Raw genomic sequence first — 25,065 nt, 5'->3', positions numbered from 1 at the left:
GTATCCACGATGAAGAAGCCTGTATCGATGAGGGGGTTGGAGGATCTCGGCCGCGTCCGGCTGTCGAGGAATTTCTTTCTTCGCGATTTCCTTCACTCCGAGATCGGCAACCTCTACGGTATTCCCAATATCCCTGAGGACCCTGATCTGGCCATTGCTGCCGGCAAGAAGCTCTGCGAGGAATTGCTGGAGCCACTCGAAGCCACCTTCGGACGGCTGCATATACGCTCCGGCTACCGCTCGCCGGCGCTGAACCGGTTTGGAAACGAGAACAATCTCAACTGCGCTCGAAACGAAGCAACAGCAGCCAACCATATCTGGGATTTAAGAGACGCTAAGGGTTGCATGGGAGCGATGGCCTGTGTCGTCGTGCCCTGGGTCTGGGACCGGCACCAGCAGCCGGGAGACTGGCAGAAGCTTGCCTGGTGGGCTCACGACCATCTGCCCTATTCCACGCTTCAGTTCTTCCCGAAGCTATGGGCCGTCAACATCGGCTGGCACGAGAAGCCGGTACGCGAAATCAGCAGCTATGCCATGCCGCGCGGCATCCTGACGCGACCCGGAATGGCGAATTGGCAGGGCGATCATTCGAGCGCCTATGAGGGTTTCTCGCCGCTCAGAGCGTGATCCGGTAACGGATATGGCCGTCGCTTTTGACGTAGCTGTCATAGAGCATTCTGGCGGTGGCATTGGTCTCTTCGGTGTGCCAGTAGAGCCTCGCCCAGCCCTTGGCCTTCGAAAACGCCACGAGATCGTCGAGCAATGCCCTGCCAACGCCTTTGCCCCGTGCAGCCTCGTCGACGAACAGGTCTTCGAGATAGCAATCCAGCGCGTGCGTCCATGTGCCTTCATGCGTGATGCAGAGCGCAAAACCCATCATCTCGTCCTCGACCGTCGCCACCCGCATGAAGATCGTCGATGCCGGATCGAAAATCCGGCGCCACGTCATGTCGGTAATATCTGGCGCAACCGTGACACGGTAGAAATCAAGATAGTCGGACCAGAGTTCGCGCCAACCCATTTCGTCCTCGGGTCGGGCATTGCGGACGGTCACGCTCATCTTAGTTCTCCTGAGCGCCGGCCTTGTCGAGCACGGCCATAGCCTCTGCCGACAATTCCAGCTTTGCGGCGTTGATCAGCGCCTGAAGCTGGGTGAGGCTGGTGGCGCTGGCAATCGGTGCGGTAACTGCCTTTTTCCCAAGGAGCCATGCGAGCGCGATTTCCGCCGGCTTGGCACCCGTCTCTTTCGAAATGCCATCGAGTGCGGCAAGGATCTTCAGGCCCTTGGCATCGAGATATTTGGCAACGCGATTTTCGCGGGCTCTGCCTTCAGTATCCGCCTTCGTCCGATACTTGCCGGAAAGAAAACCTGCCGCCAGACTGAAATAGGTGATGACGCCGATATCTTCCTGGAGACAAAGGTCTGCTAGCGGGCCTTCGAAGCCGCTGCGGTCGTAGAGGTTATATTCCGGCTGCAATACGTCATAGCGCGGAAGACCGGCCTTCTTCGCCGCCTCGAGCGACCCCTGCAGCTGTCCTGTATCGAGGTTGGAGCAGCCGATGGCGCGGATCTTGCCCTGTTGCTTCAATTTGGCGAAGGCGCCGAGCGTTTCCTCATGGGGCGTTTCGGGGTCCGGCCAGTGCGACAGATAGAGATCGATATAGTCGGTCTGTAGCCGGCTTAACGAGTCCTCGACCGCCCTGAGAATGTAGCTCTCTTTCAGACCCTTCCGGCCCGGTCCCATTTCCGAGCCTACCTTGGTGACGATGATCGCCTTGTCGCGGGAAAGGCCGCTTCGCTTCAGCCACTTGCCAATGATCTCTTCGGAATCGCCGCCCCTGTTTCCGGGAACCCAGGCGGAATAAACGTCGGCGGTGTCCACCGTGTTGAAGCCGGCGTCGAAGAAGGCATCGAGAATGGCGTAGGAGGTCTTCTCGTCGGCAGTCCAGCCAAAGACGTTGCCGCCAAAGACGATCGGGGCAATCGAAAGACCCGTTTTACCAAGCTGGCGCATCTGCATGGCGCTCTCCCAAACTGATTGAAATCATTGAAATGCGTGCACGGCGAACGGCCGTTCTTCCTATGTAGGGCCAGCCGTCGAAGATGGAAACCAATCTTCCGTGAACTCGTCCTTCGGCATTGCGCCAAGTTCGGTGGCTGAATAAGGTGCGCCGAAAGTGGCTTGGAGGAGAAAATCATGTTGCGTTTTGGGATAATGTCGACCGCAAAGATCGGCCAGGAACTGGTCGTGCCGGCCATCCAGGATGCCGAGAATTGTGTCGTCACCGCTGTTGCCAGCCGCGATCTTGGTCGCGCCCGGAAGATGGCTGATCGCTTCTCGGTGCCGCACGCCTTCGGTTCCTACGAGGAAATGCTTGCCTCCGACACGATCGACGCCGTCTACATTCCGCTGCCGACCTCCCAGCACGTCGAATGGTCGATCAAGGCTGCCGATGCCGGCAAGCATGTGCTGTGCGAAAAGCCAATCGCGCTCAAAGCCTCTGAGATCGACAGCCTGATTGCCGCGCGCGATCGCAACAAGGTGCTGATCACCGAAGCCTATATGATCACCTACACGCCGGTCTGGCAGAAGGTTCGCTCGCTTCTTGCCGACGGGGCCATCGGCAAGCTGCGCCACGTCCAGGGTGCATTCACTTACTTTAATCGCGACGCCGGCAACATGCGCAACATTCCGGAACTGGGCGGCGGCGGGCTTCCCGATATCGGCGTCTATCCGACGATCAGCACCCGCTTTGTTACTGGCAAGGAGCCTCTTCGAATCCAGGCCGTCACCGAACGCGACCCCGAATTTGGAACGGACAACTATTCGAGCGTCAAGGCGGACTTCGGCGATTTCGAACTGACGTTCTATATCTCGACCCAGCTTGCGGCGCGCCAGGTCATGGTGTTCCATGGCAGCGACGGCTTCATCGAGGTGAAGTCGCCCTTCAACGCCGATCGCTACGGCGCCGAGGAAGTCGAGCTCACCAACCGCAACCATTCGCAATCACAGGTCTTCCGCTTCCCGGACAGCCGCCAGTACAAGCGCGAGGCCGAGGCCTTTGCTGATGCTGCGACCGGCGGCAAGGCGGAAGTCGTGACGCTCGAAAGCTCGAAGAACAATCAGAAGATGATCGACGCCATCTACCGCGCCAGCGAAAAGGATGGCTGGGAAGCGGTATAAGCCGAAAAAGCGCTCAGCGGCGGAAGACGAAGCGCGAATAGCCGAAAAAGCTGAAGCCGGTCGCCGCCGCCGATGCGAGGACGAGCGCCACAGTCGGGCGCAGGATCGGCGTTGACATCAGCAATGCTGAATAAAGGGCATAATTCAGCAGTGCCGAGGTGACGCCGATCGATCCGTACCGAAAGCCTTCGACGGCAAGCGAGCGGCCGGAACGATCGAAGGTGAAGGTGCGATTGAGCATCCAGGCAGCGATCACTGCCATCGGAATACTGATGGCACGGGCACCAAACGGGCCGAGCGATGTGAAGTGCAGGAGCAACATGAGGATGCTCACATCGACGATGAAACCCACGCCACCGGCTGCTGCGAACCGAAGGAATCTTCTCATGCCTTGCTCACGTCGCCGCTGGTGATCACGGTCGTCCTCAGCCATTAATTGCCAGCATTCCGGCGACGATGAAAGCTGCACCGAGCAGATAGCGAAGCGTCAATGCTTCGCCGAGAAAGACTTGCGCCAGAAGAGGAACAAAGCAGAAGGTCAACCCCATGAACGAATAAGCTACGGTCAAGGGCACGACTTTGAGGACATAGATCCACACAAGTGTTCCAAAAGCATAAAGCACGAGCGCCGCAATCAATACTGGATTGAATAGCAACGATACGATACCACGCAAATTCGGTTGCCCGGCAGTCGCGCTTGCCAGTTTGAAAAGGACCTGTCCGGCCGCAATGAGAAGCGGCGTTCCGATCAGTCCGATCCAGGTGCTGAGAGGATAGGAGAGAGCCAATGCGGAATCCTCAAATATCGACCGGACGGTCTTCGCGATAGAAAATATCGCGTCCGATGTCCTCGCACGCATAAATTTCGGGGACGGGATGAACCGCCCTCAGGAAGGAATGCGTGTATGGGAAGAAGTTGAAATGCGGGTTGAACGTATATTTGTATTCGCGCTCGCGGGGAACAACGATGATAACCCGCCGCCGGGATATGCGGCGCAGCTCTGCTATTGCCTGCCGGTAGTCCAGGATATGTTCGATGACATGCGTGCAGATGACAGTATCAAATTCGCCGTCGCCGAATGGAAGCGATTCGACTTTTGCCGCGACATATTCGATGCCGTCCAGTTTCGAGGCGTCATCAATGACAAAATCTACGCCTGTCAGCTGCGTAACATCGGGCCGGACCAGACGGATATGGCTCAACAGCGCGCCTGTGCCGCAGCCGATATCGCAGACGCTGGTTCCGAGGACAGATTCACTGATGCGTTCGATGCAGGCAGCCGAATTATCGGTGCCCTCATGAACGCGCGGATGATTGCGATAAAGCTCGGCGTATTCGTCTGGCGACAGGAATGGCGCCCTTTCGCGAAAGGTCGCCAGATGGGTTATGTGGTTGCCCCACGCAAGTTGCGCAGCCCATCGAAACAGTGCCGAATCGCGCAGGATCGGCGGAATGATATCTTCTATGACGAAGCGGAGACGATTTGTCGTTTCTCTATTCATGTGCTGTCCTTAAGTATTCAGCCGGCAAATGGCGCTAGGAAGCCTTTGCTTCCTTGTAGTCGACATTTTTCCTGAGACCGACAGCTTGCATGGCGGAAGTCCCCGACGACACGTTGAGATAGTGGATCCGGAGTTGCTCTGCGCGGGATCGCGCGACCGAGTCCAGAATGATGCCCGCGGTCAGGAGCATGAACGACACCATCATCAGGGCCATCGACAGCACCCATGTAGGCATTCGATTTACCAACCCGGTTTCGAAATACTCGATCAGAACGGGCGTCATAAAGGCGAGGCTGGACGCCATGAAAAACGTGGCGAGGATGCCGAAGAAGGCAAAAGGCCGGGTCTCTTTCATCAGCATGGCGATCATCCAGAGGATTTTCGCACCGTCCTTGAAGGTCGAAAGTTTGGAATGCGACCCCTCCGGCCGGCGGCCATAGTCGAGTTCCAGTTCGCTAATCGGCAGTTTGAGCCGGGACGCATGCACCGACATTTCCGTTTCTATCTCAAAGCCCGCAGAAAGCGCCGGGAAGCTCTTGACGAAGCGGCGCGAGAACACGCGGTAGCCGGAAAAGATGTCTGTGAAATCGGGGCCGAAGATCGTGCGGTAGAGGATGTTGAAGATGCGGTTGCCGAAGGCGTGGCCGTGCCGGCCGGCATCGTCATGGACCCCGCGGCGGGTACCGACGACCATGTCGGAGCGTTCCGTCAGCAGCGTCCGTATCAGTTCTTCGGCATCAGCCGGCGTATAGGTGCCGTCGCCGTCGGCCATCAGGTAGATGTCGGCCTCGATGTCGGAGAACATCCGGCGCACGACATGGCCTTTGCCCTGACGCCGTTCCCGGTGCACAGTCGCCCCTGCAAGCATGGCTTGCAGCGCCGTACCGTCGGTCGAATTGTTGTCGTAGACATAGATGCGCGCGGATGGCAGCGCGGCACGGAAACCATCGACGACGGCGCGGATCGTCGTTGCCTCGTTATAGCAGGGCAGCAAGACCGCAATGTTTAGGCTTTCACTCCAGGCGTCCGGCATGATTTCCACTCGCTACATCAGAAAATCTCGGCATCAGCCTACAGCCTTGCCGTTAATAAGACCCTATGAGCGGTCGGAACGGGCAGAAAGGATGGGCATCGAAACCCTTCTGCGCCCTGTTGGCGCTGGCTTTACTCTTTCTTGATGGCGGAAGGTTAGTTTGGCGTTTCGCAATGGCTGGCGCAAACGAGGTAGACGTATGAGCGACGCGGTGGGTACGCGGCATTTGATGGCGACAGGAGAGAAGAGCGGCGCGTCTTCGCTATTGTCGAAAACCTGGTTCGTCGCCCTGGTCTACAGCGTTGTCGTCATCGCCGCCCTGCTGCTTTTGAACTACGGTGCGCTCGACTACGTCGGCCCCGACAATGACGACGCCCTGCGCCTCGTCGAGGTTCGCGATCTGTTGGGCGGCCAGGGCTGGTTCGACATGATGCAATACCGCCTCGGCCTCGATGGCGGTACGCTGATGCACTGGTCGCGCTTCATCGATCTGCCGATCGCCAGCCTGATCCTGTTCTTTCGCCTCTTTGCAGCACCGGAGCACGCCGAAGCCATCGCGCTGATGGTCTGGCCGCTTTTTCTGGTTATCCCGCTGATGACGGCAATGGCGCTTCTCGGTCGCCGTATCGCCGGTCTGCCGGGAGTGCATGTGGCGCTCGGCCAAACGGCTCTCTTTATCGTAGCCTCCGGACGCTTCCTACCGGGATCGATCGATCACGACAATGCCCAACTGGCGCTTGTCGCCCTGTTGACTGCCATGCTGGTCGATCAGCGATTTCGTCCGGCAAGCTTTGCGATCGCAGCGGTCGCCGCCGCCGTCGCCATCGGCATCGGCGCCGAAACGACGCCCTTCATCGCCGTCGCCTGCGTCGTCGTCGCCATCCTTTGGGCTTGGGAAGGTGTGGAATTCGCGCCCGCCGCCCGCGCCTTCGGGCTGACGCTCACCGTCGCCATCGGCATCGCCTTCTTTTCGACCGTGCCGCCGCGGCTCTATTCGGCCGTCACATGCGATAACCTGTCGCTTGGCTTCTACGGCATTACCAGCGTCGGCGGCGCTGCCCTGTTCGTCTCGGCAACTTTCGCAAGCCGCCTTGCGCGTCCCTGGCGCTTTGGCGTCCTTGCGGCCAACGGCGCACTCGTCCTGGCAACGACCCTGGTGTTGGCACCGAAATGCCTGCACAATCCGCTCGCGGACCTTGATCCGATGCTGATCGAGTTCTGGCTCAACTCCATCACCGAGGCGCAGTCGATCCTGTCCGTCGCACATGAGACGCCGGAAGCCGTTGGCGCCTTCTATGCGGTCGGCCTGCTCGGCATGGTGGTTTGCGTCTTTCGTATGATGCGTGGAGAGCGTATCCAGCTGCATGCGATCTTTCTGGCGCTGCTTCTGATCAACTGGGTGATCGCGCTGCTTCAGGTTCGCGGCGCCCTGTTCTCCAACCTGCTCGCCATCCCGCCCCTGACCCTGTTTATCCTCGACCTCAGGCGCCTTTCCAATGCGGACAGCGACAATGTCGCGGCGGCGTTCTTCTATGTGGTCGGCGTTCTGATTTCGGTGCCCTCGGTATGGGCGTTCGGCGGCGGGCTCGCCGTAAGCAATGTCGCAAACGTCTTTGCCAAAACCACCACTGTCACGGCCGCCGCCGACGATGAGAGCGAATGCGTGTCGAAGGAAGGCCTTTCTCCGATCGCCGGCCTTGATCCGGGCGTGGTCGTTGCTCCGTCGAACCTCGGCGCTCCTATTCTACGCTTTACTAGGCATCGCGTGCTGTCGGGACCATATCACCGCGACGTCGGTGGCATGCTGACGGAGCTGCACATCGGCCTTGCAATTGCGAGCGATGCGGAAGCTTTCATGCGCGGCGCGAATGTCACGCTCGTCGTCTACTGCCCGAATGATCCGCAGACGGCGCTGTTGGCGAAGACAAAGCCGGATGGGCTTTACGCACAGCTGGGTCTCGGGCACGTCCCGCCCTATCTCGAGCGCCTTCCGGGCCTAGAAAAAGCCAAGGTCCAGTTCTTCAGGTTCAAGCCTGAATAAAGCTGCCAGAAAGGCAGGAGCGAGCCTCAAGAAAACGTTGCTCTCGGTCGAAGCGCTGCTGATCTTTGTCGAGGCTTCCGCTAAAACTGCGGCATGAGCAGCTTCCTCGAGAATGATTCGCCGTCGAACCTTGCCGAATATACCGTGTCGGAGCTTTCGGGCTCGATCAAGCGCACGGTCGAAAATGCCTTTGACCAGGTTCGTGTCCGTGGCGAAATATCCGGCTATCGCGGACCCCATTCGTCCGGCCATGCCTATTTCTCGCTGAAGGATGACCGGTCCCGCATCGATGCGGTGATCTGGAAAGGCACTTTTTCCAAGCTGAAGTTCCGCCCGGAAGAGGGCATGGAAGTGATTGCCACCGGCAAGGTCACGACCTTTCCGGGTTCGTCGAAATACCAGATCGTCATCGAAACGCTGGAGCCGGCCGGTGCCGGCGCGCTAATGGCGCTGATCGAGGAGCGCAAGCGAAAGCTCGGCGCCGAGGGCCTGTTCGATGCCGATCGGAAGCGGCGCTTGCCATTCATGCCTGGTGTCATCGGCGTCGTCACCTCGCCGACCGGTGCCGTTATCCGCGATATTCTGCATCGCATCGCCGATCGTTTCCCCGTTCACGTCCTGGTCTGGCCGGTGAAGGTCCAGGGCGAGGGGTCTGGCGATGAAGTGGCAAACGCCATCCGCGGGTTCAATGCTCTTGAGCCCGGGGGGCCGATGCCGCGGCCGGACGTGCTCATCGTTGCCCGCGGCGGCGGCAGTCTGGAGGACCTGTGGAGCTTCAACGACGAGGCGGTTGTCCGCGCTGTGGCCGAAGGGACAATTCCGCTGATCTCGGCCGTCGGCCATGAGACCGACTGGACCTTGATCGACTACGCAGCCGATGTCAGGGCTCCGACGCCGACGGGGGCCGCCGAAATGGCCGTGCCGGTCAAGGCCGAACTCGAGGCGCAAACATCGGCGCTGGCTGCCCGACTGCAGGCGGGCATGGGCCGTCATATGGACCAGCGGCGACAGGCGGTGCGCGCTCTGGTTCGCGCGCTGCCATCGCTTGATCAGCTTCTTGCTTTGCCACGGCGTCGTTTCGACGAGGCGGCAGCCGGGCTTGGACGTGGGCTGGAACTGAACACGCTGAACAAGCGCGGAGTATTTGAACGCGCCGCCTCGCATCTGCGCCCGCAGCTGCTGTCAAACCGCATCGCCGAGAAGCGCCAGATGCTGAACGAGCGCATGGTGCGCGCGGAGCGACGGCTGGACCGGCTGTTGTTCGAAAGCAGAAACCGGATTTCAAGCGCGGATGCGTCCATGCGCGGCGTGCCGGGCCGCCTGCTCGCGCAAACCAACCGGTCGCGCGATCGTCTGGCCAATCTCGCGCGCCATTCGGACACTGCAATCAGCCACATGCTCGCCCAGGCCCGCGGCTCCATCCTTGCGCAGGAGCGGGTGCTGCAATCTCTCTCCTACAAGAACGTACTCAATCGTGGCTACGCCGTTGTCAGGGACGAAGCCGACAGGCCGATTTCGGCAGCCTCGGCGCTGGCCGCAGGCGCCGCCATATCGATCGAGTTCGCGGACGGTCGGCTCGATGCCGTAACCGGCGAAAATCCGTCTGCCTCCCATGCGACATCTCAGACCAAGAAGCGCACCGCCAAGGCCGGCGCGCCCGACGATCCATCCAAACAGGGAAATCTGTTCTGATGCGGGTACTGCTGGTCCTGGCACATCCGCTTGAGGAAAGCTTTGCCGCCGCTGTCGCACAGACGGCTCGTGCCGCCTTGCAAGCCGCAGGTCACGACGTGGATTGGCTCGATCTTTATCGCGAGAATTTCGATCCGCGCCTCTCTGCAGAAGAGAGGCGCGGCTACTTCGGTGAGGACTACGACATCTCCGGTGTCGCCGGCATCACATCCAGGCTACAGGCGGTCGATGGGCTGATCCTTGTCTTTCCGCAATGGTGGTTCAATTTTCCGGCCATCCTTAAGGGCTTCTTCGACCGGGCTTTGGCACCGGGCGTTGCCTTCCGTCCTGATGCTGCCGGTGGCCGCATCCTGCCGCAATTGACCAATATCCGCCATTTCTGGGCACTGACGACGACGGGCTCCCCCTGGTGGATCGCCAACCTCTATATGGGAAACCCGGTTCGCCGACTGCTGAAGCGCGGCATCGCGAACTTCTGCTCGAAACGGCCGCGCTTCCACATGTTGACGCTACACGATATGGACAGGGCGACGGAGGCCAAACGCAAGGCCCATCTTCAGCGGGTCGAAAGAGCGCTTGCAGCCTTGAGGTAGCGAGGAGGGCGGCACCGCCACAGTCGGCAATGCCGCGCGACCTTGTCAGTAAGCCCATTCGCCCTTGCGCATCACCGCGACGCGTGAACCGTCCTGCTTGACGCCATCGATATCGACCTTGTCCGAGCCGATCATCCAGTCGATGTGGATCAGGCTGGAGTTGCCGCCCTGCGCCTTGATCTGATCCTGGCTGAGCGTAGCGCCGTTGACGAAGCATTTCGAATAGCACTGGCCGAGCGCGATGTGGCAGGATGCGTTTTCGTCGAACAGCGTATTGTAAAACAGGATGCCGCTTGCCGAAATTGGCGAGGAATGCGGCACCAATGCCACTTCGCCCAGCCGGCGCGCGCCTTCATCGGTGTCGAGAACCTTGTTCAACACCTCTTCGCCGCGTGTGGCCTTGGCTCCGATAATGCGCCCGCCCTCGAATTGCACCTGGATATTGTCGATCAGCGTGCCCTGATGCGATAGCGGCTTGGTGCTGGAAACATGTCCGTCGACCCTCAGCGCATGCGGTGTCGTGAAGACCTCTTCGGTCGGAATGTTCGGATTGCAGGTGATGCCGTTCTTGGCGACTGACGCGCCGCCGTGCCATTCGTGGCCGTCGGCAAGACCGACCCGGAGGTCCGTACCTGGCCCCTGGAAATGGAGGGCCGCAAAGTTCTGCCCGTTCATCCAGGCCGAGCGCTTGTGGAGATTGGCATTGTGTTCGGCCCAGGCGGCGATCGGATCGGCAACATCGACACGCGACGCGGCAAAGATCGCCTTGGCAAGTTTGGCAACGGCTATCGCCTCCGGATCGTTCGGGAAGACAAGCTTCGCCCAGGAGGGGTTGGGATAGGAGACGATGTTCCAGTTTATGTCGAAATTGGAGATCTTTTCCAGCGCCGGCTTGTAGGCGGTCGAATTGGCACGGTTGGCGCGCGCCACCTTGGCCGGATCCTGATCGGCAAGCAACATCGGATTGTCGCCGGAGATTGCCAGTCGGGCGGCGTTGTTGGCATATGCCTTCGCCATGCCCTCATAGAGCCAGCCGGAGGCGCGATCGAAACTTTCGTCGTTGCCGTACTTGTAACGGGCAAGCGTGGTTTCTTCGTCGGAATAGAAAACGGTGACGAGACCGCCGCCGACGACATAGGCGTGCTGGGTGATCAGCCGCACCAGTGGCATGGCGACGACCGGTGCCGTGATGACGAGATCCTGACCTTTTTGCAGCTGTAGCCCGACCTTGACGGCCACTTCCGCAAGCTTCTCGAGCTTTACCGGATCGACGGAGTTCTGGCTCTGGGGCATGAAAGTCATTGGTTCAACCTGCCTTCTGATATCGACGATTTGAAAACGCCAGACTTATCTCGCTTTGCGGTGAAAATGAAGCTTCCAGCATCCGAAATTCAGAGCTTGCACCTGTTCGTTGCTCAGGCGATCAAGGCAACTGCCGCCGCCTTCAGCACCTTCAACGCATCTCGCGGATCGAGCCGAACTTGCAATCCACGCTGGCCGCCATTGATGAAGACATAGGCTTCCGACATCACGGCGGCTTCGACGGCGGTCGGCACCGTCTTTTTCTGGCCGAAGGGACTGATACCGCCGACATGATATCCCGTCAGCCGCTCGGCGTCTGCCGGCTTCATCATATTGGCGGATTTGCCGGAGAACGCGCCCGCGAGCTTTTTCATGCTGACTTCACGATCGGACGGGACCACGACACAGACAGGCTTGCCGTCCACTTCCGCCATCAGCGTCTTCAAGACGCGGTGCGGCAATTCACCAAGGGCGTCTGCAGCCTGCAGGCCGACGCGCTCGGCATTTGGATCGTAGTCGTAGGTATGAACGGTGAAAGCGACCTTGGCCGCAGCAAGCGCCTGCGTCGCGCGCGTGGTCTTCGACATCGCCTTCCTCTTAGCTACCGCTCTCAAACAAGGCAGCATAGGCCTCCGGCTTGAAGCCGATCAGCACCTTGCCGTCCGCCTCCAGCACCGGTCGCTTGATCATCGAGGGTTGCGCCAGCATCAAGTTAATTGCCTTTTCCCTGGTCAACCCGGAACGGTCATCCTCCGGGAGTTTGCGGAAGGTGGTGCCGGCGCGATTGAGCACGGTCTCCCAGCCACCCCTTTGCTCCACGCTTGGAGACGGTGCTGGTCGATTCCCTCGGCCTTGTAGTCATGGAAGCGATAGTCGATGCTGCGCTCGTCGAGCCAGGTGCGAGCCTTCTTCATCGTGTCGCAATTTTTGATACCGTAGATCGTCACCGACATTGAACGTCAATCCTCCAGCGTTCCGGGCTTGCGCGTAGCAGCACTCGGATTGTCACTGCCGATCTTCATCAGGTCGCCGCGGCGGCGCACCAGCCTGTCGGAAACGCGCGTGACGATCAGCCCTGCCTGCGGTGCGCGCACCTCGATCGCGCCGTCGGGCATGCCGGGCGCGACGATGATCGTCGCTAGAAGATCGCCCTTGGAAACCCGCTCGCCGATATTGCGGTGAAACAGCACGGTTCCTGCCTGCGGCGCCCGGATCATCTCGACATTGTCGAGCGGCACGGCCGGGCCGGTGAAGCCGGAAAGCTTGACCGTCTCGTCGCGCACGATGCCGCGGGCGGCAAGGAACCGCCAGAGCCCGGCAGCATCCTCGGCCGCCATTTCCGGATAAACGTCGCGTGTCCCGCGAAGCTCGACCGTCACCGACAGCTTTCCCGGCAGCTGCGGCTTCTTCTCGCCCGGGGTTTCGTATTTCCACGCAAAACTGACGGCCTCTTCAAAGGCGGAGCTCTCTCCATCGGACAATAGAACGGCATCCATGCCAAGCGCTGCCGCAAGGTCGGAGGCCTCGGGCCAGAAGGCCTCGTCAATATAAGCATATTGCAGGGATTCGTCGTCGCAATGCAGATCGATGACCAGATCCGCACCCAGTGCCATGTGGATGAGATGGCGCTTGAGCCGGTCCGGTGCGCGATAGCGATCGAGATCCTCGACGAGAAGCGAGCGGTCGCGAAGCGAGATCAGCGGGAAATCGCGATTGAAATTCGTCCGGGATCCGAGATCGAATCGGCCCTCCATTTCTCCGAAAAGCCCCTGAGCGGCACCGATCGGATTGGCATGGGGAACGACGGTGATGTCACCCAAGATCGCACCATCCGCTTCCGCCTTTCGCAGGCGTTCGCAAAGGAAATGCAAAAGGGCAGTGCCGGGCAGTTCGCCGGCATGAAGGGCCGCCTGGATGTAGACCTTGGGTGCGTCTGGATCGGAACCTCCAAAGCGCAAGATCGGAAAACGCCAGGCGACACCAGTCGAATCTCCCTCGATGACGATTTCGCTGATATCCATCCGCGTCTCTCCCTGGCCGTGGCTGCCGCCTCAATAGCAAGCCGGGACGGCGATGCGCAATGACTTTTGGAGCGCGGCGACCAAGGCATCGACCGCAATAGATGCCCCGCGTCAGACGCAGCGCCCGATGATCAATCGACGGTCAGGATGACGCTGCCTGTCGTCCGCCCGGCTTCGAGGTCTGTATGCGCCTTTGCGGCGTCCAGCAGCGCATATTCCGCGCCGATCGGATTGATCAATCCGTCCTGAAGTTCGGCCAGAAGAGCTGCAGCCCCGCGGCGATAAAGATCCGGATCGTTGGCGTAAGCAAGCACGCTTGGGCGCGCCAGTCCAATGGTGCGCGCCGAGAGTTCTTCGACCCGGACGGGAGGAATGGGACCTGCAGGCTGGCCAAGGCTTGCGACGACCCCAAAAGGACGAGCGGTCGTCAACGTCTTCGCCAGCATCGCGCCGCCTATACCGTCGATCGCAAGATGGACACCCTTGCCATCCGCGATCCGGCGCGCTTCCTCCATCCAATCGTCCGAGCTGTGCAGCAACACCGCGTCAACCCCTGCGTCGAGCGCGATCGAAGCTTTCGCCGCCGATCCGACTGTGCCAATGACGTGCGCACCAATGCGGCGAGCCCAGCGCGTTGCAAGCTGGCCGACGCCTCCGGCTGCCGCATGAACCAGAACCCAATCGCCGGCTTGCAGCGGATAGGTCTTGTGCAGCAGCATATGGACTGTGAGACCGCGCAGCATCGAGCTGCCGGCCACGCGCTCGCTGACGCCTTCGGGCAATTTCACGAGCCGGGATGCGGGCAAAGCACGGACTTCTGCATAGCCTCCCAGCGGATGGCCAGTATAGGCGACGCGGTCGCCAACCTTGAAGCCGCCGACATCATGCCCGATTGCCTCGACGACACCGGCGCCCTCGAGGCCGAGAACGTTCTGGCCGGGTTGCCTGGGGTAGAGACCTTGGCGATAGTAGATGTCGACGAAGTTGACGCCGATGGTGCTCTGGCGGATCCGAACTTCACCGGCGCCGGGAGCGACCTCGGCAACCGTTTCCGGCTTTAGCATCTCTGGTCCGCCGGGGGCGATAAGAGTGATGGCGATTGGCATGGTGTGCGTCTCCTTTACCAAGAGATGACCACACACGGATATGCGAATAAATTCGGTATCTCTTCACAGTATATGTGCAATAATGCACTAATGGTGGATTGGCAGGATCTCGTCCATTTTGCTTCGTTGGCGCGTGCTGGCTCGCTCTCAGGTGCGGCCAGGGAACTCGGATGCGACCATGCGACAGTCGGCCGGCGAATTGCATCGCTGGAAAGGGCACTTGGTCTTCGCCTTGTCGATCGCCTGCCGCGCAGCTCACCGCTGACATCAGATGGACGAGCCGTCGCGGCACTTGTCAGCAATATGGAGGACAGCGCAGAGGCGATCCGCCGTTATGCGAAGAGTGCTGCTGCGGCACCTTCGGCAACAATCAGGATCAGCGCGCCGCCGTCTGTCGCCGCGCGCCTGATTGCGCCAAACGCCGCGGCTTTTCACGCGGCAAATCCCGGGATCACCATGGCGCTTTATGGGGTCACGGCAAACTCGGCGCTTGACCGGGGCGAGGCGGATATCGCCGTTCGCATGACCCGCCCGGAGGAAGGCGAGCTGCTCATTCGACGGATCGGTGTCATGCGCTTTGGCATCTACTCGACGGCCGCGATGGCCGAACAACCGGCGGAAATGTGGAGCTTCATCGGCTATGACGCTACCCACGATCAACTGACCCAACAGGTCTGGCTGCGCAGCCTCCTTGCTGGACGCGCCATCGTCTTCCAGGCGAGCGATGTATTCGGTCAGCTGGAGGCGGCCCGCGCCGGGCTCGGGGTCGTCGCGCTGCCCCGGTTTCTCGGCGACAAGGATCAGGTACTCGTTCGGCTGACGCCGGCCTCGCCATCGCCAACCCGCGACGTCTGGCTCCTCACCTATCCCGACCTGCGTCGGTCTCCGGCAATCCGCAGCGTCATGGATTTCCTGACCCGGATCATCGGCGAAGCCTGCCCGATGCGGGAATGAGGCCTGCATCCGGGCCCGCAACCCTATCTCGCGCTCGCTGAAAGGCGTTTGCTGAACCAACAAGACCTTGCCGGCATTCAGCTGCGCACGACATACATCTCTGCTATTGACCAGTTCGACGAGTGTTTTGCCTTTCGCCAAAGCAAGCCTGGGGAGACCACATGACGCTGACCCTTTATCATCATCCGCTTGCCTCCTTCTGCCATAAGGTTCTGTTGGCTCTCTACGAGAACGATACGCCGTTCACGAGCGTCGTCGTCGATCTTGGGGACAGGCAGGCAAGTGCGGAGTTCTTCGCGTTTTGGCCGATCGGCAAGATTCCGGTCCTTCGCGACGGCCGCGTCGACCGGACGCTGCCGGAAACCTCGATCATCATCGAATATCTGGAGCAGCACTATCCCGGCGCTCGCCCCCTGCTACCGCATGATCAAGCCGCGCGATTGGACACGCGGCTTTGGGACCGCTTCTTTGATTGCTATGTTCAGGTGCCGATGCAGAAGATCGTCGCGGATCGGATGCGGCCGGAAGGCGAAAAGGACCCGCGTGGCGTGGGCGATGCGCATGCCACCTTGCAGATTGCCTATTCGATGCTCGATCGTCGGATGGCCGACAACACATGGATTGTCGGCGATGCGTTTTCCATGGCGGATTGCTCAGCCGCCCCGGCATTGTTCTACGCCGGCATCGTGTCGCCCTTTACAGGCGACTATCCAAACACGGCCGCCTATTTCGATCGGCTGGCCGGGCGTCCGAGTTTCAAACGGACCATCGCGGAGGCGCGGCCATATTTTGCTCTTTTCCCGTTCGTGGACGATATTCCCAAGCGCTTTTTGACAGATGACGCCGCCCCGTGACCCCGCACGATCGAACATCGGGGCCTTCGTGAGGTGCAAGAAACGGGTTGAAAGCGCGGCTGCGGCATATGATCTTATACGGCACGCAAATATGAGGGCTATGTCATGAGTAAAGCAGAGCACCATTACCTTGTCTTTGAAACCGCAGGCGGTTTCTGCGGTATCGCCTGGAACGACACAGGCGTCGTTCGTTTCCAGCTGCCGACCAAAAGCGCTCATTCCACCGAGCAGCTCCTGCGGCGTCGACTGCCGGACGCAGAACCTGGAACGCCGCCTTCGACGGTAATCGAGGCAGTTGAAGCCGCAAAGCGTTATTTCGAAGGCGAGGAAACGGACTTTTCGAGCGTCACTCTTGATCTGAGCGGCCAGGATGAATTCTTCAATCGAATATATGGCGCTGCCCGACGCCTCGGATGGGGACACACCACCACCTACGGAGCGCTCGCCAAGGCGCTCGGTGCCGGACCTGAAACCGCGCGCGACGTCGGCCAGGCGATGGCCAAGAACCCCGTGCCACTGATCATCCCCTGCCATCGCGTGCTCGCAGCCGGCGGCAAGATCGGTGGATTTTCAGCGCCGGGTGGCTCGACTGCAAAACTCAGAATGCTCGAGCTCGAAGGTGTCCATATCTAGCCGCCGCAACCGGCGCAGCAATCATTGGGAATTTAAGCGCGCCGTCTCTTCTCGTGGTTCTGCGTTCGACGAATGTTGAACAGAGCTTCGAATAAAACAGGTCATTGGGTTGTTTATTCCCGGTCGCGCGCATTTCGCGTCCGCGCTAGGAAAGGAATGAACCCACATGCTGGTAAGAACCATCTCCTTCGCCATCTTCTTTACCCTCGTCTGCCTTGGCGTTTCGGCGTGCACTACGGCCGGAAATTCCGGTGGCATGACACATGCTGCTCCGAGTGCCCCGAGCGGCGGCGGATATTAGGCGTCTCGCGATCAGGATGTCTCGCATCGATCTGGCATTGGCGCCTTCCGAAAAGGTGGATGCCAGATCACCATTGACGAGCCCGACGGCATTTCACGTCGGCGGCATCTTGTCGAATTTCGGCAGGGTTGGGTCGAGATGATCCCATACTTGGCCGCTGGCGCTCCACGAGATCATTTGCGGCTTGTATCTGGCTGGATCGTCCAGGCTGCCGGCACGCACGACGAAATAGTCCGGTATGTCTCTAAAGGTCATGTAGACGGGTGACCCGCAGGTCGGGCAGAAGGCCCGCGATTTGACCGTTCCGTTGTCCCCTACCGCGTCCCAATGGCTTGCTTCGCCCTCGACTTTGACGCTGTTGCGCAGGAAAGTCAGATGGGACGCGTGGCCTGTGCCGCTTTCGCGCTGGCACTGGCGACACTGGCAGTCAAGCATGACAATCGGTTCGGCAGAGATTTCATAACGGATCGCGCCGCAGGCGCATCCGCCGGTATAGGTTTTGGTCATGGATTTTCCCTATGAAGTACAGTTGGACCACGATCTTGCCGCTGGGTCAGTCCTGACCGTCGATGAAGGCGCCAATGCGTGGCACGATCTTCTTCCAGCCGTCGCTCATATTCTTGAAAGCGGTATCGTTCGTCGGCGTGACGAAGCCGGAATGAACGAGGTGAAGCCGCGTTCCGTTTTCAACTCTCGAAAGGACCCATGTGACCACCGTGTCCAGCCGTGAGCCGTATCCGACGTTTCCTTCATCTCCGCCTTTCCAGGCATAGACGAAGCGTTCGTTCGGTATCACCTCCAACACCTGGCAGCGAATGACACCATCCCAAGCGCCGGCCGGCGTTGTCTGAAACGTGAAGCGATTGCCCTTTATGGGCTCAAAGCCGGTTGGCGTCATCATCCAACGGCTCATCAGCTCGCCTGTCGTCAGCGCTTTCCAGATCGTCTCAGCGGCGTGTGGCAAGACCTCGTCGACGACGATCTCTTGCGTGACGAACTTCTGTGCGGCGTCGTTCATGGATCGATCTCCTTCAAGAGGGTTTTAAGGTTGGCGAACCGCTCGCGCCAGAAGACGCCGTAGTGGCTCATCCAATCGACGAGCGGCTCGAGCCCCTCGGGCTGAGCGCGATAATAGACGTTGCGGCCTTCCGGGCGCTCGGTGACCAGGCCAGCCTGCTTCAACGACTTGAGGTGTTGGGAGATGGCCCCCTGCGTCACACCGCTTCCCCGCGTCAACTCGACCACGGTAATCTCATTGGCCCTGACGATCCGCTCGAATACGGCTCGCCGCGTTGGATCGGCGAGCGTTCGCATGACGGTATTGATGGTGGCAGCTTCAATCATGACGGAAACATTAGTCAGCACTAATCAATTAGTCAATACTAATTCTTTGTTCAAATCAGCGCGCGCCGGCGGACGAACCGTTGAAAATCGTCGACCTATCGAAATGAGAGCTCCAAGCCATTCACTCAGGCAGGGCAATGCGTATCGGGCGTGTTCCGATCGGCGCGCCGGTCGCACGGTCTATGGTGATGGGATCGATCTCCGTCCCGGTCTCGGCGTCGAAGAACCGGGTCACACCGACTGCACTACGATGTTTTCGCCCCCACGCGCCGATTGCGAACAATACCGGCAGGAAGTCCTGCCCCGCTTCTGTCAGCACGTACTCATCGCGCGGCGGGCGCTCTGAGTAGCGCCGCTTCTCCAGCAGACCGTCCTCCGTAAGCGCCGAAAGCCGACGGGTGAGGATCGTCGGAACGATGCCGAGGCTTTTGCGGAATTCGTCAAAGCGGGTGAGCCCGGCATGGGCGTCCCGCAGGATCAGCACGCTCCATGCGTCCCCGACCAGCGCAAGGCTACGGGCGATCAGGCATGGCTGGTCTGAAAGATTTTGCATGTTAGTATCTTTTTGATAGTGACTGCATATCGATATGATAGTAACTGAATATTCATCAAAGTTCCACGACAAAAACGAAAGCTAAGACAAATGAGCAATAAAGTACGCGGCGTCGCCCTGGTTACGGGCGCTTCGTCCGGCATTGGGTTGGCGACGGCACGAGCGCTACGCCACAATGGCTACCGGGTGTTTGGAACCAGCCGAAAGCCGATGGCCGACACTTCCGATGGTGTGACGATGCTGGTCTGCGACGTTACCGACGATGGGTCCGTGCAGAGCGTGGTCGACGATGTCGTAAGCCGCGCAGGACGCATCGATCTCCTCGTCAACAATGCCGGGATTGGACTGCTCGGAGGTGCCGAGGAGTCCTCCGCCACGCAGGCAAAGGCCCTGTTCGACGTGAATGTCTTTGGCGTCGTGCGTCTGACGAACGCGATATTGCCCGTCATGAGACGCCAGCGAAAGGGCAGGATCATCAACATGAGCTCTATACTCGGGCTCATTCCGGCTCCCTTCAATGCCCTTTATGCATCGACCAAGCATGCCATCGAGGGCTATTCGGAATCGCTCGACCATGAGGTGCGAACGCAAGGCATCCGCGTGGTGCTGGTAGAGCCTGGCGTTACCCGTACATCTTTTGAGGAGAATCTTACGCGGGCGGATCAACCGCTTCCCGTGTACGACACCGTTCGGGCTGAGGCGGAAAAGCTGATGCGAGAGATCGTCGAGACGGGGGATGCCCCCGCGATCGTCGCCAGCATGGTGGTCAAGGCGGCCAATGCGACGGCGCCGAAAAGACGTTACACGGCAGGAAAGGCGGCAGGCCAGGTCCGCTTCCTACGCCGCTTCCTGCCCGAGTCATTCGTCGACAAAAATCTTCGGAAATTCAACCGGCTTCCCGCCTGAGCCCCTATCACTTCAACCTTAGTAAAAGAAAGTTAGCATTTATGAAGGCATTCGTTGTCGATAAATACAAAAAGAAGGGCACTCTGCGCTTGGCCGACATGCCAGCACCGGAGTTGCGGCACGATGATGTCCTGGTCGAGATCCACGCTGCCGGCGTGAACCTTCTGGATGCCAAGATCAGGGACGGCGAGTTCAAGCTCATTTTGCCATATCGCCCACCGTTCGTCCTCGGTCACGATGTTGCAGGGATCGTCGTTCGGGTCGGTCCGAAAGTTAGGCGGTTCAAGGTAGGCGACGAGGTGTATGCGCGGCCTCGCGATCATCGGGTAGGAAAATTCGCTGAATTTATTGCCATGAACGAAGCCGACGTGGCCCTAAAGCCCAAGAACCTGACGATGGAAGAGGCCGCTTCCATCCCATTGGTGGGCCTGACCGCTTGGCAGGCGCTGGTCGAACGGGCGGAACTGAAGAAGGGACAAAAGGTTCTTATCCACGCCGGTTCGGGTGGCGTGGGGACGATGGCCATTCAGCTTGCCAAACATATCGGTGCGACCGTGGCGACGACGACGAGCACAGCCAATGTCGATTTGGTTAGAAGTCTGGGAGCGGATGTCGTCGTTGATTACAAGAAGGCAGATTTCGAAAACGTCCTGCAGGGATATGATGTCGTGCTGAACAGTCTCGGCAAGGACACGCTGGAGAAATCACTTCGCGTTCTGAAGCCGGGCGGGAGGCTCATCTCAATCTCCGGTCCGCCGGATCCGGAGTTTGCCAGGGAGAACGGTTTCGGCTGGCTGCTTCAACAGGTCATGCGCCTGCTAAGCTTCAGCATTCGGAGGAAATCGAAACGTCATCGCGTCAGCTATTCGTTCTTCTTCATGACGGCAAATGGCGGACAGCTCGAGCAGATCACCGCGCTGATCGAGGCAGGGGCCATACGACCCGTCATGGATAGGGTCTTCCCATTCGAAAAGACCAACGAGGCGCTGGCTTACATCGAGACCGGTCGCGCCAAGGGCAAGGTCGTGATCGCGGTGAAGTGAAGCGTATGCAACTGAAGATCCGGAACGTGGACCGTCCTCACCGGGGCCAGAGCCCAATAGTCCGGCGAGCTGGCACGCCGGACTTTCCTCATTCCCACGCGACTGTTTTTCACAGACACCGATTGAAATATCACGACAATTTTTGATTCCGCCATCTATTGCCGCTCAGTTTCTCGCGCGTCCGATCATGGATTTCCGTGACCTCTAGCGTCAGACTCTAGTTGAAAATCAGCCATCTCGTACATTGGCCGGATTTCGATCTCGCTCGGTCCGGGCATCGGATTGGGGCAGCGCTTCACCCAGGCGACCGCCTCGTCCATGTCCTTGACTTCCCAGAGCCAGAAGCCGGCGACCAGCTCGCCGGTCTCAGTGAACGGCCCGTCGATGACCGTACGGCGAGGACCATCGAACGCAATACGCTTGCCCTGCGAGGACGGCTTGAGGCCATCGGCGTCGCGCAAAATGCCAGCATTGCGCAGCTCATCATTAAACCTGCCCATCGCCTCGAACATCTCTGTCTTGGGGAGGATGCCTTTTTCACTGTCATCTGTAGCCTTCACGAGCACCATCACACGCATCGTCTGTCTCCTTTTGGTTGAGACGGCCTGTTCGGCCGGTCATCGGAATGACGAACTGAGTGCCCGGAAACCGACATCGTCCGGAAAATTTTTCGACGGTCGAGGGCGCAGGGACGCGAATCTCCGCGTCAGGTAGGTATCGCGATCACGGGATGACCGATATCTGGCGCAAAGCGCACCAGCCAATTCGCGCGCCCCCCGACACTATTGCCGCCGAGGATATCCGGTCATTCCCACTCGTTAGTTTGAACAGCATATAACCACTTGAAATTACTTGCAAATTTATTCCGGCGACAAGAAAAATCCGACATTGGGGTCGTCAAATGTTATGGTATTGATTTTAAAAGGAAAATTTCATCAAAATATTCTTGCGGTTTCGCCGACTATCGGGGTCTATCAGTCGTACCCGCCACTGGAATGGGCAAGCGCCGTAGGGTTGCCGGTTGAGAAAGATCAGGCGGATTAGAGGAATTATCACGCATATGAGATGCGTGATAATCAGAACTAACACAGATCATATTCTCGCCGTACCGCAGGCTTTATATGCCAGATATGATGAGTTATCGAGTAATATCGTGCATATATGGAGCTTACATTGCGAGCGCTATCTCGGTCTGATCGTTCATGAAGGCCGATTCATATTGGCGGGCCAAGGACCCGGAGACGCCCACCTGTCGAAGCGCCTCACGCCATTCATCAGAAATACACCGCACCGCATCGCGGATCATCCTACGAGCGTCTGCTTCGGCGATCTCGAAGAACTCGCAGGCTTCCAGCGCCAGGCGGATCGACCGGTCGTGCACGCCACCTTCCAGTATCGCCGTTTCGAGATACCGATTGCGGTCAGGCGCCGGGTTCACATCGAAAACCGGAGACAATCGCCAGCGGCCGGCTCCCACATAGAGGAAGCCGTGATTCTTCAGATGGTCATCCTTGTTCGACACGAGGATGGTGAAGATCAAACGCAGAAAGAGTTCGCGGAAATCGGCCTGCGGATCAGCGGCATTTGCCCGCATGAAGTCGATGAGCTCCGTATAGGAACCGAGTTCGGTTCCCGTCTTCCCCAAAGCGGTGCGGGCTGATATGTAGGGAATTCGTGCGGTCCCGCGCCGGTCGAACCGCTGAATGAGAGCGACCGGGAATGGCGTATCAGCCAGTTCTAGCCTGACCTCCGGTGTCCGGATCCCGCAGGCCCGGGCGAGGCGGAGCGTGGCGACCTCGACGCATTCGATTGGCTGCTGGTCGTGGACCGACGTGAACTTGGCAAGCCAGAGCGTCTCGCCGTGCCGGACATTGGCCTTGGGACGTGCGCCGCCGGAACCGCCCGCGCCGGCGAGCGCCTGCATCTCCTCGGGGGAAATATCCTTGCCCTGCTCATAAGCTCGCGCGATGGTGGTGATCGCCTGTAGATCGACAAGGCGCGGCACAGCATCGGCCGCCCCACCCCGGATGATTTGCCCTGCATCGTCGAGAAACCGCAGAGCCCCCTGCCGGCAAGTGTCACCGGACAGGGTCAGACATTCGAATTCGGAAAGGCCGTTGCCACAGGCGCGCTCGAGAAGCCTGCGGCCCCAACTATCCGGCGCGGCGTCGGCAAAGACGCCCGCCAGTGCGTCGCGCACGTTTCCGGACTGGCCGGATGTGTGAAATGACCCAGCTTCAAGGCGGAAGATCGGCTGCACGGCAAAGGAGCGAGGATTCTCGATCCAGGCGGGGTCATAGGCGAAGGTCGAGAACTGGCGCGGCCCGGCCTGCGTGAAACGCAGTTGACCAACAGGTGTCCGGCTCTCGCCGAGAACGACATGTGCGTTGAAGTCGGGCATCAGAATGACGCGCCATCCGGATCGACGACATCCGGATCATCCTGTGCCGTCTTACCCTTCGCCTTCTGCCTGCGCAGTGTGGCCGCGAACGACCGCCCGCGACGCGGCTGGCGTTCGGCGGTCAAGGCCAGACCCAGATCATCCCTTCGGATGTCGATCAGGTCGGCCAGGCGGTCGACAAGACCAAGCACGACCAGGATATCCGCGAGCGTGCCGATCCCGACACCGGGATCCCCCTTTTCGAGGCGTGCGACGGTGCTTGGCGACGTGCCCGCGCGCACCGCCAGATCGGCCACGGCGATACCGCGCCGCAAACGAGCGCCGCGGACGTCGTGTCCAAGCCTTTTGAGGGCGGATCCTGATTTCGGCGATCCCATAGCAATTATCCAGATACGGTGATTAAAGGTATTTATAACGTCATATATGGCTAATTAATGGATTAGACAAGGGCGTCGTGCGACAGAAGTCCTGCCGACTATCCACTCATCGTGAAGCCGCTGGCTGCCGAGGGGTCTGCAGAGGCGCGTCGCGACGACTGGCGGCCGGCGGAGAATGCGGAATAGCGAGCCATCGATTCGCTCAACCCACGGGGACTGTGAAACTCAACCAGCTGAAAAACGTCATCCCCCCTGCGAAGACCAAAAAAAGCCGGGGCGGAATGATCTGTGTCCGTGCGGCAGTGGTGTAAAGTATAAGAGGTGTCATGGCCGTTAGGAGCGAGCCGAATCGAGAGCAGGCGACCGACGCCAGAGCGACCTTCACACTGCCGAGATAGCTTGGAAAGGCGGATAAATGCTCAAGGCCGCCGATTGTCCCCGGCCGGCCCGCTCAATCGTGCCCGGCGGCTTCGACGTCACATGGTAGACCATGGGGTTGATGCCGAGGACTTCATTGATGATCCTAGTCGCGGCACGGCCGAGGAATTCCATGTCATAGTGGTAGAAATCCGCGGTCATGCCGTCGTCGGAGGTAACGGCGCGGACCAGCAATCTCATTGCGAGGTGCGTGCCCCTCGTTCCCACTCGATTATTTGGACGTGCTCTAACGCATTGTTATTATCGTGCTTTGGAACTAATGACGCGCGAAACTGTTCATATTTAACTTTGATACGACGCTGACGTCGTGCCAGGCCGGCTGGGTAAGCGGCGCTCTTGAGGAGTATCTCATCATGAAGATTTCGTCTGGATTTCGTTCAGTCGCGGTTGCCGTCATCGCCGCTGCGGGAATTAGCTTTGCCAGCGCCGCGCATGCCGACAGCGGAACGATCCGTTTCGCCGTTTACAAGGCGGCCTTCTTCGTCGGTGGCTCAGGGGGCGATGGCACGCTGACCTTTCATGGTCACCGATATCCCGTCTCGATTGGCGGTATCTCGGGCGGCCTCGCCTTCGGGGCCTCCAAGACCTATTTCCAAGGTAGCGTGCGCCACATTCGCCGCGCCGGAGATGTGACGGGGGTATACGGTGCAGCGGGCGGTGGCGGCGCGGTCGGCAAAGGGGCTCAGATGATCGTTATGACCAATGACAAGGGCGCCCAACTCGAACTCACAGGCAGGCAGGTAGGCCTGCAAATCAACGCCGATATCAGCGGTATGAGCATCACG

30 protein-coding genes and 2 pseudogenes are annotated in these 25,065 nt (G+C 59.5%); 13 read left to right on the top strand and 19 right to left on the bottom strand.

Annotated elements, in window-relative coordinates; translation table 11 throughout:
- Positions 1–9 precede the first annotated feature (9 nt).
- On the top strand, positions 10–627 hold the full coding sequence (locus AB4Z52_RS11895) for a hypothetical protein (protein WP_442218120.1): 618 nt from the start codon (positions 10–12) through the stop codon (positions 625–627).
- Here AB4Z52_RS11895 and AB4Z52_RS11890 read toward each other — a convergent pair.
- The gene (locus tag AB4Z52_RS11890) at positions 617–1,060 is read right to left on the bottom strand and encodes a GNAT family N-acetyltransferase (protein WP_442218119.1); all 444 of its coding nucleotides are present in this window, start codon (positions 1,058–1,060) and stop codon (positions 617–619) included. The two genes, AB4Z52_RS11895 and AB4Z52_RS11890, sit on opposite strands and share 11 nt — an antisense overlap.
- Before the next feature lies 1 nt (position 1,061).
- The gene (locus tag AB4Z52_RS11885) at positions 1,062–2,021 is read right to left on the bottom strand and encodes an aldo/keto reductase (RefSeq protein ID WP_442218118.1); all 960 of its coding nucleotides are present in this window, start codon (positions 2,019–2,021) and stop codon (positions 1,062–1,064) included.
- A 177-nt stretch (positions 2,022–2,198) separates the two neighbouring features.
- Here AB4Z52_RS11885 and AB4Z52_RS11880 point away from each other — a divergent pair, with 177 nt between their 5' ends.
- The gene (locus tag AB4Z52_RS11880; protein WP_442218117.1) at positions 2,199–3,185 is read left to right on the top strand and encodes a Gfo/Idh/MocA family protein; all 987 of its coding nucleotides are present in this window, start codon (positions 2,199–2,201) and stop codon (positions 3,183–3,185) included.
- A gap of 13 nt (positions 3,186–3,198) precedes the next feature.
- On the opposite strand, the gene AB4Z52_RS11875 is transcribed toward AB4Z52_RS11880, so the two are convergent.
- From AB4Z52_RS11875 to AB4Z52_RS11860, 4 genes are read right to left on the bottom strand one after another with little or no spacing between them, the layout of a single operon-like run.
- Positions 3,199–3,573, bottom strand: a complete 375-nt coding sequence (locus AB4Z52_RS11875) for a GtrA family protein (protein WP_442218116.1) — start codon at positions 3,571–3,573, stop codon at positions 3,199–3,201.
- A gap of 37 nt (positions 3,574–3,610) precedes the next feature.
- The gene (locus AB4Z52_RS11870; RefSeq protein WP_442218115.1) at positions 3,611–3,973 is read right to left on the bottom strand and encodes a transporter; all 363 of its coding nucleotides are present in this window, start codon (positions 3,971–3,973) and stop codon (positions 3,611–3,613) included.
- A 10-nt stretch (positions 3,974–3,983) separates the two neighbouring features.
- Positions 3,984–4,688, bottom strand: a complete 705-nt coding sequence (locus AB4Z52_RS11865) for a class I SAM-dependent methyltransferase (protein WP_442218114.1) — start codon at positions 4,686–4,688, stop codon at positions 3,984–3,986.
- A gap of 34 nt (positions 4,689–4,722) precedes the next feature.
- Positions 4,723–5,721 (bottom strand): glycosyltransferase, encoded by a 999-nt coding sequence (locus tag AB4Z52_RS11860; RefSeq protein WP_442218113.1) that lies wholly within the window; start codon positions 5,719–5,721, stop codon positions 4,723–4,725.
- A gap of 199 nt (positions 5,722–5,920) precedes the next feature.
- On the opposite strand from AB4Z52_RS11860, the gene AB4Z52_RS11855 reads away from it, so the two are divergent.
- The 3 genes from AB4Z52_RS11855 (at position 5,921) to AB4Z52_RS11845 (ending at position 10,047) form a co-directional block, all read left to right on the top strand.
- Entirely contained in the window at positions 5,921–7,762 is a 1,842-nt protein-coding gene (locus tag AB4Z52_RS11855) for a hypothetical protein (protein ID WP_442218112.1), read from the top strand.
- Positions 7,763–7,855: 93 nt separating this feature from the next.
- A complete protein-coding gene (gene xseA / locus AB4Z52_RS11850) occupies positions 7,856–9,454 on the top strand; it encodes an exodeoxyribonuclease VII large subunit (RefSeq protein WP_442218111.1) in 1,599 nt (532 codons plus the stop codon).
- Complete coding sequence (locus AB4Z52_RS11845; RefSeq protein ID WP_442218110.1) at positions 9,454–10,047, top strand: NAD(P)H-dependent oxidoreductase; 594 nt, start codon at positions 9,454–9,456, stop codon at positions 10,045–10,047. The genes xseA and AB4Z52_RS11845 overlap by 1 nt, the downstream gene beginning before the upstream one ends.
- Before the next feature lie 45 nt (positions 10,048–10,092).
- Here the strand turns inward: AB4Z52_RS11845 and AB4Z52_RS11840 are convergent, their stop codons facing one another.
- The 5 genes and pseudogenes from AB4Z52_RS11840 to AB4Z52_RS11820 form a co-directional block, all read right to left on the bottom strand.
- Entirely contained in the window at positions 10,093–11,349 is a 1,257-nt protein-coding gene (locus tag AB4Z52_RS11840) for an aminopeptidase (protein ID WP_442218109.1), read from the bottom strand.
- Positions 11,350–11,462: 113 nt separating this feature from the next.
- Positions 11,463–11,936, bottom strand: a complete 474-nt coding sequence (gene ybaK / locus AB4Z52_RS11835) for a Cys-tRNA(Pro) deacylase (protein ID WP_442218108.1) — start codon at positions 11,934–11,936, stop codon at positions 11,463–11,465.
- 10 nt (positions 11,937–11,946) lie between these two features.
- Positions 11,947–12,302: pseudogene (locus tag AB4Z52_RS11830) on the bottom strand (ArsC family reductase).
- A gap of 6 nt (positions 12,303–12,308) precedes the next feature.
- Positions 12,309–13,370, bottom strand: a complete 1,062-nt coding sequence (locus AB4Z52_RS11825) for a succinylglutamate desuccinylase/aspartoacylase family protein (protein WP_442218107.1) — start codon at positions 13,368–13,370, stop codon at positions 12,309–12,311.
- A 131-nt stretch (positions 13,371–13,501) separates the two neighbouring features.
- Positions 13,502–14,476: a quinone oxidoreductase family protein gene (locus AB4Z52_RS11820; RefSeq protein WP_442218106.1), complete on the bottom strand. Its 975-nt coding sequence runs from the start codon at positions 14,474–14,476 to the stop codon at positions 13,502–13,504.
- A gap of 90 nt (positions 14,477–14,566) precedes the next feature.
- Here AB4Z52_RS11820 and AB4Z52_RS11815 point away from each other — a divergent pair, with 90 nt between their 5' ends.
- The 3 genes from AB4Z52_RS11815 (at position 14,567) to AB4Z52_RS11805 (ending at position 16,917) form a co-directional block, all read left to right on the top strand.
- The gene (locus AB4Z52_RS11815; protein ID WP_442218105.1) at positions 14,567–15,430 is read left to right on the top strand and encodes a LysR family transcriptional regulator; all 864 of its coding nucleotides are present in this window, start codon (positions 14,567–14,569) and stop codon (positions 15,428–15,430) included.
- Positions 15,431–15,591: 161 nt separating this feature from the next.
- A complete protein-coding gene (locus AB4Z52_RS11810; protein WP_442218104.1) occupies positions 15,592–16,284 on the top strand; it encodes a glutathione S-transferase family protein in 693 nt (230 codons plus the stop codon).
- A 105-nt stretch (positions 16,285–16,389) separates the two neighbouring features.
- Positions 16,390–16,917, top strand: a complete 528-nt coding sequence (locus AB4Z52_RS11805; RefSeq protein WP_442218103.1) for a methylated-DNA--[protein]-cysteine S-methyltransferase — start codon at positions 16,390–16,392, stop codon at positions 16,915–16,917.
- Between the two features lie 394 nt (positions 16,918–17,311).
- Here the strand turns inward: AB4Z52_RS11805 and AB4Z52_RS11800 are convergent, their stop codons facing one another.
- The 4 genes from AB4Z52_RS11800 to AB4Z52_RS11785 form a co-directional block, all read right to left on the bottom strand.
- Positions 17,312–17,725, bottom strand: coding sequence for a GFA family protein (locus AB4Z52_RS11800; protein ID WP_442218102.1), 414 nt, complete (start codon positions 17,723–17,725; stop codon positions 17,312–17,314).
- A gap of 46 nt (positions 17,726–17,771) precedes the next feature.
- Complete coding sequence (locus AB4Z52_RS11795; protein ID WP_442218101.1) at positions 17,772–18,236, bottom strand: SRPBCC family protein; 465 nt, start codon at positions 18,234–18,236, stop codon at positions 17,772–17,774.
- The gene (locus AB4Z52_RS11790) at positions 18,233–18,562 is read right to left on the bottom strand and encodes an ArsR/SmtB family transcription factor (RefSeq protein WP_442218100.1); all 330 of its coding nucleotides are present in this window, start codon (positions 18,560–18,562) and stop codon (positions 18,233–18,235) included. The genes AB4Z52_RS11795 and AB4Z52_RS11790 overlap by 4 nt, the downstream gene beginning before the upstream one ends.
- A 121-nt stretch (positions 18,563–18,683) precedes the next feature.
- On the bottom strand, positions 18,684–19,115 hold the full coding sequence (locus tag AB4Z52_RS11785) for a winged helix-turn-helix transcriptional regulator (protein ID WP_442218099.1): 432 nt from the start codon (positions 19,113–19,115) through the stop codon (positions 18,684–18,686).
- A gap of 90 nt (positions 19,116–19,205) precedes the next feature.
- Here AB4Z52_RS11785 and AB4Z52_RS11780 point away from each other — a divergent pair, with 90 nt between their 5' ends.
- Entirely contained in the window at positions 19,206–20,021 is an 816-nt protein-coding gene (locus AB4Z52_RS11780; RefSeq protein WP_442218098.1) for an oxidoreductase, read from the top strand.
- A 41-nt stretch (positions 20,022–20,062) separates the two neighbouring features.
- On the top strand, positions 20,063–21,064 hold the full coding sequence (locus AB4Z52_RS11775) for an NADP-dependent oxidoreductase (RefSeq protein ID WP_442218097.1): 1,002 nt from the start codon (positions 20,063–20,065) through the stop codon (positions 21,062–21,064).
- A 185-nt stretch (positions 21,065–21,249) separates the two neighbouring features.
- Here AB4Z52_RS11775 and AB4Z52_RS11770 read toward each other — a convergent pair whose 3' ends face one another.
- On the bottom strand, positions 21,250–21,642 hold the full coding sequence (locus AB4Z52_RS11770) for a YciI family protein (RefSeq protein ID WP_442218096.1): 393 nt from the start codon (positions 21,640–21,642) through the stop codon (positions 21,250–21,252).
- A gap of 274 nt (positions 21,643–21,916) precedes the next feature.
- Here AB4Z52_RS11770 and AB4Z52_RS11765 point away from each other — a divergent pair, with 274 nt between their 5' ends.
- Positions 21,917–22,108 (top strand): hypothetical protein, encoded by a 192-nt coding sequence (locus tag AB4Z52_RS11765; protein WP_442218095.1) that lies wholly within the window; start codon positions 21,917–21,919, stop codon positions 22,106–22,108.
- A 124-nt stretch (positions 22,109–22,232) separates the two neighbouring features.
- Here AB4Z52_RS11765 and AB4Z52_RS11760 read toward each other — a convergent pair whose 3' ends face one another.
- On the bottom strand, positions 22,233–23,465 hold the full coding sequence (locus AB4Z52_RS11760) for a type II toxin-antitoxin system HipA family toxin (protein WP_442218094.1): 1,233 nt from the start codon (positions 23,463–23,465) through the stop codon (positions 22,233–22,235).
- Complete coding sequence (locus AB4Z52_RS11755) at positions 23,465–23,842, bottom strand: helix-turn-helix domain-containing protein (protein WP_442218093.1); 378 nt, start codon at positions 23,840–23,842, stop codon at positions 23,465–23,467. The genes AB4Z52_RS11760 and AB4Z52_RS11755 overlap by 1 nt, the downstream gene beginning before the upstream one ends.
- 175 nt (positions 23,843–24,017) lie before the next feature.
- Between AB4Z52_RS11755 and AB4Z52_RS11750 the strand changes: the two genes are divergently transcribed.
- Positions 24,018–24,179: an SEC-C metal-binding domain-containing protein gene (locus AB4Z52_RS11750; RefSeq protein ID WP_442218092.1), complete on the top strand. Its 162-nt coding sequence runs from the start codon at positions 24,018–24,020 to the stop codon at positions 24,177–24,179.
- A gap of 113 nt (positions 24,180–24,292) precedes the next feature.
- On the opposite strand, the pseudogene AB4Z52_RS11745 reads toward AB4Z52_RS11750, so the two are convergent.
- Positions 24,293–24,448: pseudogene (locus AB4Z52_RS11745) on the bottom strand (GMP synthase (glutamine-hydrolyzing)); the annotation flags it as partial.
- A 185-nt stretch (positions 24,449–24,633) separates the two neighbouring features.
- On the opposite strand from AB4Z52_RS11745, the gene AB4Z52_RS11740 reads away from it, so the two are divergent.
- A partial coding sequence (locus AB4Z52_RS11740) for a hypothetical protein (protein WP_442218091.1) occupies positions 24,634–25,065 on the top strand: 432 nt, incomplete at its 3' end.

The sequence above is a fragment of the Rhizobium sp. 2YAF20 genome, from assembly GCF_052114685.1.
GTDB lineage: Bacteria > Pseudomonadota > Alphaproteobacteria > Rhizobiales > Rhizobiaceae > Rhizobium.
The sequence above is the reverse complement of the archived record's forward strand: the minus strand, read 5'-3'. Positions and strand labels throughout refer to the sequence as shown.